Annotated in this window: 13 protein-coding genes; 8 read left to right on the forward strand and 5 right to left on the reverse strand. The window is 59.7% G+C overall.

Annotated features, from left to right (window positions below):
• Positions 1 to 74: 74 nt before the first annotated feature.
• Complete coding sequence (locus ACODTY_RS08355) at positions 75 to 1,649, forward strand: trimethylamine methyltransferase family protein (RefSeq protein WP_488993822.1); 1,575 nt, start codon at positions 75 to 77, stop codon at positions 1,647 to 1,649.
• A gap of 138 nt (positions 1,650 to 1,787) precedes the next feature.
• Here ACODTY_RS08355 and ACODTY_RS08360 read toward each other — a convergent pair whose 3' ends face one another.
• Together ACODTY_RS08360 and ACODTY_RS08365 are read right to left on the reverse strand one after the other, a co-directional pair.
• Positions 1,788 to 2,339 (reverse strand): redoxin domain-containing protein, encoded by a 552-nt coding sequence (locus ACODTY_RS08360; RefSeq protein ID WP_488993823.1) that lies wholly within the window; start codon positions 2,337 to 2,339, stop codon positions 1,788 to 1,790.
• Positions 2,340 to 2,350: 11 nt separating this feature from the next.
• Positions 2,351 to 2,584, reverse strand: coding sequence for a hexameric tyrosine-coordinated heme protein (locus tag ACODTY_RS08365; protein ID WP_488993824.1), 234 nt, complete (start codon positions 2,582 to 2,584; stop codon positions 2,351 to 2,353).
• A gap of 336 nt (positions 2,585 to 2,920) precedes the next feature.
• Here ACODTY_RS08365 and ACODTY_RS08370 point away from each other — a divergent pair, with 336 nt between their 5' ends.
• The 5 genes from ACODTY_RS08370 to ACODTY_RS08390 all read left to right on the forward strand — a co-directional run bounded on the left by ACODTY_RS08370 (position 2,921) and on the right by ACODTY_RS08390 (position 7,453).
• Complete coding sequence (locus ACODTY_RS08370; RefSeq protein ID WP_488993825.1) at positions 2,921 to 3,547, forward strand: LysE family translocator; 627 nt, start codon at positions 2,921 to 2,923, stop codon at positions 3,545 to 3,547.
• Positions 3,544 to 4,203 carry a hypothetical protein gene (locus ACODTY_RS08375; protein ID WP_488993826.1) on the forward strand — a complete coding sequence of 220 codons (660 nt, stop codon included), beginning with the start codon at positions 3,544 to 3,546 and terminating at the stop codon, positions 4,201 to 4,203. The genes ACODTY_RS08370 and ACODTY_RS08375 overlap by 4 nt, the downstream gene beginning before the upstream one ends.
• A gap of 88 nt (positions 4,204 to 4,291) precedes the next feature.
• On the forward strand, positions 4,292 to 4,795 hold the full coding sequence (locus tag ACODTY_RS08380; protein WP_488993827.1) for a cytochrome b: 504 nt from the start codon (positions 4,292 to 4,294) through the stop codon (positions 4,793 to 4,795).
• 85 nt (positions 4,796 to 4,880) lie between these two features.
• Entirely contained in the window at positions 4,881 to 5,441 is a 561-nt protein-coding gene (locus ACODTY_RS08385; protein WP_488993828.1) for an RNA polymerase sigma factor, read from the forward strand.
• A 2-nt stretch (positions 5,442 to 5,443) separates the two neighbouring features.
• Entirely contained in the window at positions 5,444 to 7,453 is a 2,010-nt protein-coding gene (locus ACODTY_RS08390; RefSeq protein ID WP_488993829.1) for a vWA domain-containing protein, read from the forward strand.
• A gap of 429 nt (positions 7,454 to 7,882) precedes the next feature.
• Here the strand turns inward: ACODTY_RS08390 and bmt are convergent, their stop codons facing one another.
• Positions 7,883 to 8,899: a betaine--homocysteine S-methyltransferase gene (bmt, locus tag ACODTY_RS08395; protein ID WP_488993830.1), complete on the reverse strand. Its 1,017-nt coding sequence runs from the start codon at positions 8,897 to 8,899 to the stop codon at positions 7,883 to 7,885.
• Positions 8,900 to 8,980: 81 nt separating this feature from the next.
• On the reverse strand, positions 8,981 to 9,829 hold the full coding sequence (locus ACODTY_RS08400) for a helix-turn-helix domain-containing protein (RefSeq protein WP_488993831.1): 849 nt from the start codon (positions 9,827 to 9,829) through the stop codon (positions 8,981 to 8,983).
• 223 nt (positions 9,830 to 10,052) lie between these two features.
• Here ACODTY_RS08400 and ACODTY_RS08405 point away from each other — a divergent pair, with 223 nt between their 5' ends.
• A complete protein-coding gene (locus tag ACODTY_RS08405; protein WP_488993832.1) occupies positions 10,053 to 11,063 on the forward strand; it encodes a fatty acid desaturase in 1,011 nt (336 codons plus the stop codon).
• A 68-nt stretch (positions 11,064 to 11,131) separates the two neighbouring features.
• Entirely contained in the window at positions 11,132 to 11,953 is an 822-nt protein-coding gene (locus tag ACODTY_RS08410; protein ID WP_488993833.1) for a phosphate/phosphite/phosphonate ABC transporter substrate-binding protein, read from the forward strand.
• Here the strand turns inward: ACODTY_RS08410 and ACODTY_RS08415 are convergent.
• Positions 11,950 to 13,311, reverse strand: a complete 1,362-nt coding sequence (locus tag ACODTY_RS08415; RefSeq protein ID WP_488993834.1) for a M24 family metallopeptidase — start codon at positions 13,309 to 13,311, stop codon at positions 11,950 to 11,952. The two genes, ACODTY_RS08410 and ACODTY_RS08415, sit on opposite strands and share 4 nt — an antisense overlap.
• Between the last annotated feature and the right edge of the window lie 15 nt (positions 13,312 to 13,326).

The raw sequence follows: 13,326 nt of genomic DNA on the forward strand, positions 1-13,326 counted from the left end.
AATAGGGTGCATGGCTACGATCCGCCAAGGGGCCGTGAAAAGCGCGGCCAAACCGGATTTCAGGGAAGAATATCATGAGCGAAAACGCGGCAGTCGAGCAGGAATCGGCGGGTGGCAGGCGCGGTCGTGGCGCAAGCGGCGGCGCGGCAGCGCGACGCGCGGCGCGCAGCGGCGGCGGCCCCGGCACCCAGCTCACTTATATCAAGCGCAAGATCAATGTTTACGAGGTCCTCGACGAGGAGGGACTGGCGCTTATCGAGAAGAATACCGACATTGTCCTCGAAGAGACCGGTATCATCTTCCGCGACGATGCCGAGGCATTGCAGATGTGGAAAGAAGCCGGTGCCGACGTCAAAGGCGAGCGGGTGCATTTTCCCAAGGGTCTCTGCCGCTCGCTGCTCAAGACCGCACCGTCCACCTATATCCAGCACGCCCGCAATGGCGAGCGTTCGGTGCAGATCGGCGGCAATGCAACGGTCTTTGCACCCGTCTATGGTCCGCCCTTCGTGCGCGACCTCGACGGCAATCGCCGCTACGCCACGATCGAGGATTTCCGTAACTTCGTGAAGCTTGCCTATATGGCGCCGTCCATCCACCACTCGGGTGGAACGGTGTGCGAGCCGGTCGACGTGCCGGTTAACAAGCGCCACCTCGACATGGTCTACAGCCATATCAAATATTCCGACAAGCCGTTCATGGGCTCGGTTACAGCGCCGGAGCGTGCGGAAGATACGGTTGCGATGGCAAAGATCGTGTTCGGTGACGACTTCGTCGAGAACAACACGGTGTTGACCTCGCTCATCAATGCCAACTCGCCGATGGTGTTCGACGAGACAATGCTCGGCGCGCTCAAGGTCTATGCGCGCCACAATCAGGCTTGCATCGTGACGCCGTTCATCCTTGCCGGCGCGATGAGCCCGGTAACGGTTGCGGGGACCTTGACGCAGGTGTTGGCCGAAGTGCTTGCAGGCGCATCCTTTACACAGTTGGTGCGCCCCGGCGCGCCGGTGCTGTTCGGCACTTTCGCTTCTTCGATCTCCATGCAGTCCGGAGCGCCCACCTTCGGTACGCCGGAGCCGTCGCTTGTTTCCTACGGCGCAGCGCAGCTGGCGCGTCGCCTCGGCCTACCTTTCCGTACCGGCGGTTCGCTCTGCGCTTCCAAGATTCCGGATGCGCAGGCGGCATACGAGAGCGCCAATACGCTGAACTCGACGATTCTGGCCGGCACCAATTTCGTGCTGCATTCGGCCGGCTGGCTCGAAGGCGGCCTGGCCTCCTGCTACGAAAAGTTCATGATGGACATCGACCAGCTCGGCATGCAGCAGAAGTTCAGCGAAGGCGTCGATCTGTCCGAAAACGGACAGGCCATGGACGCCATCCGGCAGGTTGGGCCCGGCAGCCACTATCTAGGCTGCGACCATACCCAATCCAATTTCCAGACCGCGTTCTACCGTTCCTCGATCGCGGACAACAATTCGTTCGAGCAATGGTTGGCTGAGGGCGAGAAGACTGCTCCGCAGCGCGCCAATGCGCTCGCGCGCCACTGGCTGGAAAGCTACGAAGCACCGTTCCTCGATCCGGGCATCGATGACGGGCTGAAGGACTTCATTTCGAAGAAGAAGGAGTCGATGCCCGACGCCTTCACTTGAAAGGAGCCCGATACAGGCCGGGCTAAAGTGGCCAACATCATTCACAAGGAAGTCTGGCGGAGCGCGTTCTCTGACCCGGACAAGGGGAGTGTCGGCTAAAGTCTCCGTTGCCGCCCCTTGCCTTGGTGAAATAGCGGCCTACCCGTGCGACGGCGCGGCGCAACCCTCAGCGTCGCAGCCGTCTTGTGGGTCTTCCGCCTGATCCCGTTGAGCGGGCGCTGTCTCCGACATCAGCATTCCGAGCCGGAAACCCAATGCGATGTCGTCCTCCTGGCCAAAGCCGTGATGGCGGACGTTCCCGGCCCTGTCGATCAGCACAAGGGAGGGCGTGCCGCGGAAGCCGTAGGCAGCCATTGTCCGTGGGATGGGGCCGTCTTCGCTGGGCTGGTCGACACCAACCGGGAAGGTGATGCGGTATTCATGCAGGAATGCCTCGAGCGACACAGGCGTCATTGCGTCATGATGTTCGAACACGGTGTGGAGGCCAATTACCGCGAGGTCTTCCTTGCGGAACATCGCCGCAATGCGTTTGACCTGCGGTATGGCCTGGGTCACGCAACCGGGGCACAACATCTGAAACGTGTGCAGAAGCACAGGGCGGCCGCGAAGGCTTTCCAGTGTGATCGGGGCAGCACTGTTGAACCAGCGCTCGACCATCAGTTCGGGCGCTTTGACGTCTTTGTTGGTCATGGTGGGTGTGCCTACCGCCAGTAGCCGTTCGCTGCAGCGATTGTCGCAAAATTGACTGCAACTACATGCGAAGCGGCGATGAGGGAATCTGCGTCATGTTCGTAGTCGGGGCGCAACTCCGAGCGAACTTCTTCCGAGGGCTGGGTGAATTTCACCGCCATGCGCGAGAGTTTCAGCGCGAGCGCAAAACCGGTTTCAGGGTTCTGGGTCAAAAGGCTGGGGAGCCATGAAGGTGTCGTGTTCATTGTGATGTCTGCTTGGCTTTCGAAATGCGGATGGCTTGCGCCGACTGTTGGGAGAACATCTGTCTCACCCCGTCATGATGCTCCTGCGCCTTGGCAAAGGGAATGGCGATGTGGGGTCAGCAGCAGGTATTCACCTCAGATTTACGTGACTTCGCCGCGGCCATAGTTCCGGGCGTCTGTCGACTATTAATAGCGACTCGATACTATATGAAATGACGCTTGGCAATGTGGAATCTGTCGGAGCCATCGCTGCTTCTATCGTGTTGGCACAGCGGTTCACGCTTGCTGAAGACGGCTCCGCATGATTTCCTCCTAAGTCCCCAATGGTGCCCGGCCATGCAGCCAACAGTCGTTCTCATCAGCGTTTTTGCGATTTTCATTCCGGCTCTCATGTTGCCGGGGCCGGACTTCGTCGGCGTGGTGCGCTCGTCAATGACGCGAGGCACTAAGGCTGGCCTTTTGACGACGGTCGGCGTTTCGATCGGGCTCGGCATCTACGCCACACTTGGCCTGCTCGGCCTGTCGGCAGTGCTGGCAAAGTTCGAGTGGCTCGCCTGGCTGATCCGCGTCGCCGGCGGAGCGTACCTCGTCTATCTCGGTGTACGGCTGCTGTTTGCGAAGCCGGAGGCCGTTGAGATCGACAGCCACGCGAAGGCTGGTAATCCGCTTTTGTTCGGCCTGGGCGTTACGCTGACCAATCCCAAGGCTATCGTATTGTTTGCCAGCGTGTTCGCCACTTCCGTGACAGCAGCGACGCCTGTCTGGTTAATGGTGACGATGATCGCGCTGGTCGTGGCAAGTTCTCTTGCCTGGTACTCACTGGTCAGCCTGTTCATGTCCTCGGCACCGGTTATTCGCGCTTTCGGCGAGGCGCGTCACTGGATCGAGCGCGCCGCGGGGGCCTGCTTCATTGTGCTAGGCGGCCGCATTCTCGCCGATAGCCGCAACCCGCTGACGCCGTGATCGAGGAAGCCCTTGCCGCGCACGGCCTGATCGCACGGGGCGGCTTCAACTTCACAGACGCAGATGCCGCGCCGACCTCTATTGCCGGCGAGCCTGCCAAAGCCGTCCTGCTGGTAGGGCAGGCTGGTGCTGCGCCGTGGCCCCATTTTCTGCGGTGGCGACAGTCAAAAGCACCTGACATGGCAAACCCGCTCGACACTTGGTCACGCGAGGTGATTGGCGAGATCGCCAGCCGTTTCGGGGCGAGGGCGGTTTCGCCTAATGACAAACCGTTTCTGCCGTTCCAGCAATGGGCGATGCGGGCAGAAGGGTTGAAGCCGTCGCCGCTCGGTATCCTCATGCACCCAGAATACGGCCTCTGGCACGCCTATCGTGGCGCGCTGCTTTTCGATCATGAGATGGAATTTCGAACTCCTGACAAAGTGAATCACCTTTGTGATACATGCGTCGGAAAACCTTGCATGAAATCCTGTCCTGTCGATGCATATTCACCGACCGGCTTTGCCTATCAGGACTGTCTCGCCCATGTTCGCGCTGCGGCTGGTGAACCGTGCATGAGCCTCGGTTGCTTGGACCGCAATGCCTGCCCTTACGGGACAAACTATCGGTACCCCGCCGAAGTGCAGGCCTTTCACATGGCGGCCTTCGCCCGCTAGGCGCTTGCAGCTCCCGCGATGTCGAAAATGCGTCGCAATCCTTTGGTGCAAATGAGCCAATAGTACTCAGGCGGACAAGGAGCGGATCATGGTTGCTCGACGGCCTTTAGGATACAGCGCGGCGCATATTGCCCTTCACTGGATCATAGCGGCGTTGGTCATATTCCAGCTTGTGATGGGCGACCTGATCAAACCTGCATATCGGGCGTTCGAACGAGGAACTGTAGCGGCGGAAGCGGACGTCTTTAGCGCAAACATTCATGTTTATGTCGGTATTTCCATCCTGCTTCTTGCAGTTGTGCGGTTGTTTCTGCGGTGGCGAAATGGAGTGCCTGCCGCGCCGGCGGGCGAGAGCGCCTTTCAGCGCTGGGCTGCTTCCGCCGCGCATTTCCTGCTCTATGTCGTGATATTTGCGATGCCGATTTCAGGCATGGTCGCTTGGTTTGGTGGCATTGGTGGAGCGGGCGATGTCCACGAACTGGCCAAGCCGGTTCTCATCATTGTCGTTGTCTTGCATGCTGCAGGGGCTCTCTGGCAGCATTTCATCGCCAGGACCGATGTATTTCGCCGCATGGTAAAGCCGGTTTCTTAACCCCGAATAGAAAATTCAGGTGGTTGCAAATAAATTTCTCTGTCCACCCAAGGAATTGCCGCTCGCCGTCGTCTAGAAAGTGATGATGGCGATGATGCTGGACGATGGCGACGTTTCCGAAGTGGAACTGATCGCCAGGGCAAAGGACGGAGATAGGCAGGCTTTCGGCGCGCTCGTCGAAAGGCACTATGATTTCGTCCACCGCATCGCATGGCGCTGGTGCGGTCGTCGTGATGACGCGGAAGATATCGCCCAGGAAGTGTGCATCAGGCTTGGGCGCTCCATCCGCGACTATCGCGGCGCGGGTGCCTTCACCACTTGGCTTTACGCCATGACCATGAATGCGGCCCGCGACCTTGCCCGCAAGACCGCTCGCGATACAGCCAGGACTGACGCCTATGGCGTGCATGCGTCAATCACGGGCGAGGGGACGGATGATCAAGGAGCCCAGCTTGATGAGCTCTGGCTTGCAGTGCGCGAGTTACCCGACAAGCAGCGCGATGCGGTGCTTCTGGTCTATGGCGAGGGGTTGAGCCACGCCGCTGCCGGCGAGGCGATGGCAATTTCGGAAGCGACGGTGTCGTGGCACATCCATGAAGCGAAGAAACGGCTGAAAGTGCTGATGCGCTCGGCCGGGGAAGTGTGACCATGGTCAACGACGGCAAACTCAACGAGTTGCGCGGCCTTGCCGCCCCCAAGCCACGCCCCGAGGCAAAGGTGGCTGCGCTGCATGCGGCGATGGCGGCATTCGACGCGCAGGAAGAAATTGCATCCGCACCCCAAGGATCGCCTTCCACATCACGTCTCACCCAACGAGCACGCAAGCTCTGGAGAGACATCATGCAAAAGAAACTGTTTGCCGCGCCGGCCATTGCCGGTCTCGTTGCCCTGCCGATTGCCGGCTATACGGCGCTCTACCTGCTCCAGGATTCTCCGTTCAGGTTCCGGGCGGAGGAGAAGGTGAGCGATGTTGCCGTGAACGAACCTGCGCCCAAGCCAGTTGCACCGGCCGAGCTCAAGAAGAAAGCCGACGCAGAAAGCGATGCCTTGACGGCAGCGCAGGTTTTGAAGCGGGAAGCGCCTGCCGATCTGAGCGTCATGCAGCAGAACGCGATGGCGCCGGCAGCCACTGCGTTGGCGGAGAGTGCGGCAGGTGGCGCTGCGCCCGGTGTCGCCGATCTGAGGACGATGGTGGAGCCGGCCGCGCCCGCCGATCTCTATCTGCCGCAACCGGAAAACCGCGATCGGCTCGAAACATTCAAGACAAATCCGGTCCGCTCCGCAGCAGAAGATCCGATCTCGACGTTTTCCATAGATGTCGACACCGCTTCCTATGCGTTCGTTCGTCGCTCGTTGAAGGAAGGCCTCTTGCCGCAAGCCGACACCGTGCGTGTCGAGGAGATGGTCAACTACTTTCCCTACGACTGGAAGGGGCCGGAAACGGCAGAGACGCCTTTCAATTCAACGGTGACGGTGATGCCTGCGCCGTGGAACGCGCAGCACAAGCTGATGCACGTGGCGATCAAGGGCTATGATGTGCAGCCCGCAGCGCAGCCGAAGGCCAATCTTGTGTTCCTGATCGATGTTTCCGGCTCGATGAACGAACCGGACAAGCTTCCGCTGCTGCAGTCGGCGTTCCGCCTTCTGGTCAACAAATTGCAGCCTGACGATACTGTTTCCATCGTTACATACGCAGGCAATGCGGGAACGGTGCTGGAGCCGACCAAGGCGTCTGACAAGACGAAAGTCCTCGCTGCAATTGACGGATTGCAGTCAGGCGGATCGACGGCGGGCGAGGCGGGTATCCGCGAAGCTTATCGGCTTGCCCAGCAGTCTTTCGTCAAGGATGGCATCAATCGCGTCATGCTCGCCACGGACGGCGATTTCAATGTTGGCCAGACCGACGACGACGATCTCAAGCGCCTGGTCGAAGACAAGCGCAAGACCGGTGTTTTCCTGTCGGTGCTCGGGTTCGGACGCGGCAATCTCAACGACCAGATGATGCAGACCATTGCCCAGAACGGCAACGGCACAGCCGCCTATATCGACACGCTGGCAGAGGCGGAAAAGGTGCTGGTCGAAGACGCATCCTCGACGCTGTTCCCGATAGCCAAGGACGTGAAGATACAGGTCGAGTTCAATCCTCAGAAGGTCGCCGAGTATCGTCTCATCGGCTACGAAACCCGTGCGCTCAACCGGGAAGATTTCAACAATGATCGCGTCGATGCCGGCGATATCGGCTCCGGCCACTCGGTCACCGCGATTTATGAAATTTCGCCCAAGGGCGCTGCCCAGCAGATCGATCCGCTGCGCTATGGCGAGGCGGCAACCGCCAATGGCGGCGTTGCCAATGCCGACGAATATGCCTTTGTGAAGATCCGCTACAAGCTGCCCAATGCCGAGACGTCAAAGCTCATCACCTCCGCGGTGACGGCGTCGAACGAAGTCGCTTCCTTCGATGCAGCGGGCGAGGACCAGCGGTTCTCAATTGCCGTGGCTGCTTTCGGCCAGAAACTGCGCAACGAAGATGCGATGTCGGACTTTGGCTATGGTCGCATCCTGGACATGGCTTCGGCTGCTCGCGGGGCCGATCCGTTCGGTTACCGGTCGGAATTCCTGGCACTGATTAGGCTGGCGTCGGCTCTTGCCGGCAAGTAGCGACCGCCTTTCTTTATGCGGGGCGGGTGGGCGAATTTGCCTGCCCGCCTTTTTTCGACAGTCGTTAAAATGCGGGAGATTTTGGGTACTGCATTGAAATTTCACAATGCTAGAAATTGGTGCAATGCAGCTTTGAGGGCTCAGAATGCGCATCGACGGAAACTCCGGTTGGACACCAGCCTCGGCTAGCCGTGGCTCGCCAATTTCGGAGTCGAGATCCGTCGAAACCAGCCGAATCATGAACGATGTCGATACTGCGAGGCGGGTGGCGCTATCGGCGCTGCACAACGAACGTTTCAGGGCCGCGCTGGAAAAACTATCCGACCCCCGTTCGTCAGACGCATTGATGCTCATGGGGCGTGACGACGGGGCTAACGCAGACCACAAGTCCGTCATGTCTGCCTACGCTGACAACAGCGAATAAGAGGCTCAGCCGCGCGAACGGCGGCGCTCGCGGCGACCTTCGGAACTTTCAGCAACGTTTGCAGTGGCCTGCTTGTTGCGAAGCGGGCCGATGCGTTCGACGATCGAGTCCACGGTCGGGCGCGCCGACTTGTGGTGCGTGTCGAGCGCTTGCCGCATCGCGGCCAAGTGCTGGAACGACGTGCCGCAACAACCGCCTACGATCTTCGCGCCAGCATCGATAGCGAGGCGCACATAGTCGGCCATAAGCTCAGGGGTTCCGGAATAATGGATTTCCGATCCACGGAATTCGGGAATGCCGCAGTTGCCCTTGACGATGACTGTTGCTTCCGGCTTCGCCTCGGTCATGTCGAGCAGGGACGCAAGAATGTCCGAAGCGCCGACGCCACAATTGGCTCCAACGCCGACCGGTGCTTGCTCAAGACCGTTGGCAACCGCATGGATATCCTTGGGAAGCAGACCCATCATGGTGCGACCAGCGGTGTCGAAAGAACCGGTGTAGGTATAGGGAAGGCCAACCCGGATTGCAGCCTCGGCAGCAGCGCGGATCTCGTCGGGCGCGGACATCGTTTCAATCCACGCAACTTCAGCTCCACCGGCCTTCAAGCCTTCGATCTGCTCTGCAAAGGCGTCGACCGCTTCCTCGTAGGACATCGCACCGAGCGGAATGAGCAACTCGCCCGTCGGACCTACCGAACCGGCCACGATCACTTTGCGACCCGCCTTGTCGGCAACTGCCCTGGCGATTTCTGCGGCACGCTTGTTGAGCTCATGCACGCGATCCTGCGCGTGATGCAGCTTAAGGCGATGGCGCGTGCCTCCGAAGGAATTGGTCAGGATGATATCCGCGCCGGCATCGACGAAATTCTGGTGAAGGCTGGTAATGGTGTCGGGTGCCGTCTCGTTCAGCAGTTCCGGAGCCTCGCCGGCTTGAAGGCCCATCGCGAACAGGTTGGTGCCTGTCGCGCCATCGGCCAGCAGCACGCCCTTTTCTGCAATGAGCGCATCGATCGGATTGGTCATAGGGAATTTAGCCTTCAACGAGGTCTTGTTGAGATAATGATATAAACAAATCTTTATGTCAGGTCAATGTCTCGGTTGACTTCAGTCGTCGAAACGCATCTCCGAAAGCCGTTGGGCAAAGGCTGCCGCTTCATGCGCATTGATCTCGGCAGCACGGATCAGATTGTCGAAATGGCTGGTCAGCGTGCGGATCGGCTGCGTTGCATTGAGCACCAGATACATATCGCCGACATAAATCGCGGCCCGATAGGGGCCGAAGATCGTGTAGGGAATGGAATAGCGCATACGGCCGTCGTAAAGGAACAGCCGGAAGGTCGGGTAGAGATCATCCAGCAATGCCGACATATGCAGCAGTTGCTCGCGCCGGTCGGTCTCCGGAAACCCGTCCCAGACACCGAGCCCACGGGCGAAAATCTCCAGCGTGTGGCGCGGCATGCAGACCTCCATGTCGGTCTCGGGACGCCGGTTGTAGTCGATACGATATTGCGTCTCGCCGGCCTGGGCCCGCCTGCTCTTGTTGGTGATACCCGCCTCGTATTCGACAAGCGCTTCGGTGCGTAAAAGATCGGGAATGCCTGCCGGTACGTAGCGGATCTTGGAGCCCGCCGCTTCTGCATGCCATTTGGCCAGCAAAGTGCGGTCGAAGCCGCCGGCTGCTTCCTCGATCTCGAGGCTTTCCCGGATTTCGCCGGTCAAGCCTTCGTCCTGACTCAGCCCCAGCAGCCAATCGAGGGAAACCTTGAACTCCGCCGCTATGTTGAGCAGCGTCTCTGCACGCGGCAGGCGCGTCGTTGCACCCGAAAGCAGTTGGGAAAGTGCCGAGCGGTCAATGCCGACCGCTGCCGCGAATGCGGACTGGTTCAGGTCCGATCTTGTCAGGAGCATCTTGAGACGCTCCCGAAACAGACTTGAGAGATCACGCTTGTCCATCGAGCTTCATTCCGAAAGGAAGGAAAAATTTCTCTCCAAGGCCTCATCTCCCCGTGTCAGGCGTAAATGAATCCTTAAAGTGTTTACTTTAGACAACATATGAGACTTTATATGCCCAATCGCAACGACTTGTGCGCATTATCGCGTTGTCGGCGTAAAAGACTACTGACACAATGCTGTCAGGAATCGATCAAGGTTCCGGCGCCGGGGCGGGGCCAAGGATATGGTGAGAAGATCAGGCAGAGCAGAGCGTCTACCAGCGGTCGAATGGCCTACGGTGTTTCTCGCCGTGTTCTGCTACGGAACCTGGCTGATCGCGGGCCTGCTGGTCTGGAACGCTTATCCGGTTCTGGCGCTCGCAATTCTGGCCTTCACCGTGGCGCTGCAATCCTCGCTGGTCCACGAAATCCTGCATGGCCACCCCACGCGCAACGCTCTCGTCAACGAAGCCTTCGTGTTTCTTCCCATTGGCCTGGTCTGGCCGTTCCGCCGGTTCAAGACGCTGCATTTGCGTCACCATGCCGATGAGCGGCTGACCGATCCCTTTGACGATCCTGAAAGCTACTACCAGGCGCTCTGGGTGCATGAAGACATGCCGGCAGCGATGAAGACGTTGCTGAGGATCAACAACACCATGGTCGGGCGCTTCGTGCTGGGTCCTTGGCTTTCAGCGGTCGGCTTTATCATCGATGACGCAAAGCAGATTTTGGCCGGAGACAAGGCAATCCGCAAAGCCTGGCTACTGCATGGCGCAGGCCTCGCGATTGTGTTGCCCATAGTCCAGTTCGGGTTTGGCATTCCGATTTGGCTCTATATGCTGGTGCCGATGTGGATCGGGCAATCGCTGATTTCCATCCGCACCTTTGCCGAACACCAGTGGTCTGAGCATCCCGAGGGTCGCACCGTCATCGTCGAACGGTCGCCGCTCGCCTTCCTGTTCCTCAACAACAACCTGCATTTCGTACATCACAAGCAGCCGACCGTTCCGTGGTATCGGCTGCCGACCCTGTTCCACGCGCGGCGCGAGGAATGGATGGCCGCGAACAAGGGCTATGTCTACCCAAATTACTGGGCGCTGTTGAAGGCCTACGCCTTCAAGGCCAAGGAGCCGATAGTGCATCCGGTGCTATGCCGTGTACCGGAACAGGGCAGGGCATTCGTGCCGCGGGTGCGTACTCGCAACCTCAATGGTTTCGGTACCGCTCCCGTCCCGGCGGAACCTCCGAAAGAGTAGTTGCGCGGATAGGCATTCGCTCGCGCGACGTGCTAGACCCTGTTTTCATCAATTGGATATGACGCGGCATGGCCGACACGATTGCAGCTTTGCCGATGTACGACTGGCCGGAACTCCGCGACGAGACGGATGGTTTCTGGGCCCGTTTGAGGAATGCTTTGCGCGCGCGTGGCATAGACGCCCCTGAGCGGCTGTCGCGCCGAAACTCCGACCTCTCGCCAGTAGCGGGCGGGATCAGAAATGCTGTCGGCGATCTTATTGCTCCCGACCCGGCGACGCTTGCGCCGGAGGAATTCGACCTGCCTGTGTTGTGGCGGCATCCGGCTCTTCTTCTGTCGCAAACGTGCTGGGGGCCGATGGACTTCGGCCTGGTTGACGATGTGCGGGTGGTTGGCCAACCAAGCTACAACGGTATTGAAGGCGGTGAGGGCGAACTTTATTCGAGCGCCATTGTGACGCGGCGTCAGTCCAGCGGGCACGTGCCGTCTCCGGCTGACGGTCGCCCTCGCATTCCGCTCGACGCCTTGCGAGGCAAGCGCTTCGCCTACAACGATGGCGAGTCCATGTCTGGATTCAACGGGCTGAAGCGTGACCTTGAGGCCATGGGTGAAAGCCTGTCGTTGTTTGCGACCTGCGAAGCGAGCGGCGCACACCGCGTCTCTGTCCGCTCATTGGCTGAGGGCCGCGCGGATATTGCGGTGATCGATTGCCTGAGTTGGGTGCTTGCGAAGCGCTTTGAACCTGCCGCCGCCGAGCTTGAGGTGATTGGCTGGACTGGGCGGCGCAAGGGCCTGCCCTTCATCACCTCCCTTGAAACACCGCCAGATGTTGTCGCAGCGCTTGAGCAAGTGCTGGCAGCCGAAAAACCAGTTGTTTTCGAGCCTGCCTAGCCGGCCAGAAGCGCCTGCTCCAGAGGATAGGTCGAGAGTTGTTCGTTGCCGGTGTCGGTGATCAGCACCTGTTCCTCGATCTTCACGCCCTCATGCCCACCAAGCCTGCCGATATAACTTTCCACGCAAAGCACCATACCGGGTTCCAGTACGCCGTCCGGTGTGTCGTCAGTCCAGTCTGAGGCGTGGGGCAGTGTCGGGTATTCATCGGCAAGTCCGACGCCATGGTAGAGGACGCCGTAGCGGGTCAGGAAGCAATCGGGCGGCGGCACTTTCGAGCGCTCGGAAAGATCGCGAAACGAGACACCTGGCTGCATCAGGTCGAGATTGTAGGAGATCTGTTCAGCCGCGATGCGGTAGAGATCGCGCTGCTCGTTGGTCGGACGTTTGTCGCCGCAGAGCCATGTGCGCGACAGGTCGGCACAAAAGCCATACGGTCCGATGAGATCGGTGTCGAAGGCGACGAGATCACCATTCTCGATGACGCGCGACGAGCATTCCTGGAACCAGGGATTGGTGCGCGGGCCGGATGACAAAAGCCGCGTTTCGATCCATTCGCCGCCACGCGCGATGTTGCCGCGATGCAGTTGCGCCCAGAGTTCGTTTTCCGAGATGCCGGGCTTGAGCGCTGCCTGCATTTCCCTCATGGCAGCTTCGCAAGCGACGATGGATCGACGCATGGCGAGTAATTCGTCCGGCGATTTGATCAGGCGGGCGTTTTCCATCACTGCCTCGCCGCTGTGCACGTCAATGCCGAGCCGCTCGAGTTCGGCAAACCCTTCCGGGTTGATATGGTCGATAGCGATGCGACGGTTGCCGCCGCCATGTTCACGCACAAGCTCGACAATTCCTGATGCCCAGCGGCGCACCTTCTGGTCGGTGAGTTCGCCGCTATAAAGATACATCCACGAGACGGCCGGTCGCACCTCGTCGACCACGCCGGAATGATCGGACAAGTGTTCACAGGAAAAGTAGTCGAACAGCACCACAGGCCCATCGGTGGCGACAAAGCAGTGGCGGGTCGGATTGTGCGCCACCCACAACTGCATGTTGGTGGAATCGGTGGCGTAGCGGATGTTCACCGGGTCATAGAGCAAGACACCGACGAGGTCGCGTTTGCGAAGCTCTGCACGTATCCGTTCAAGCCGGTAACGGCGCATGGCCGGCAAATCCGGAGCCGCGATGCCCGCCGCGGCCCATTCAGATTCGGCCAGTGCACCATAGCCGAGAACGTGCTGGTTCAGTCCCGCCGCTTTCTCGCGGGACTGACGGCGAAGCGCCTCCAGATCGTCCGCCGAATTGGGCTCGAACGGCATGATCTTTCGGTGGCGGCCAAACTTGCCTTTAGGTGTGTCCATCACGGCACCAAAGCC

This window comes from Mesorhizobium sp. FG116, from assembly GCF_057809835.1.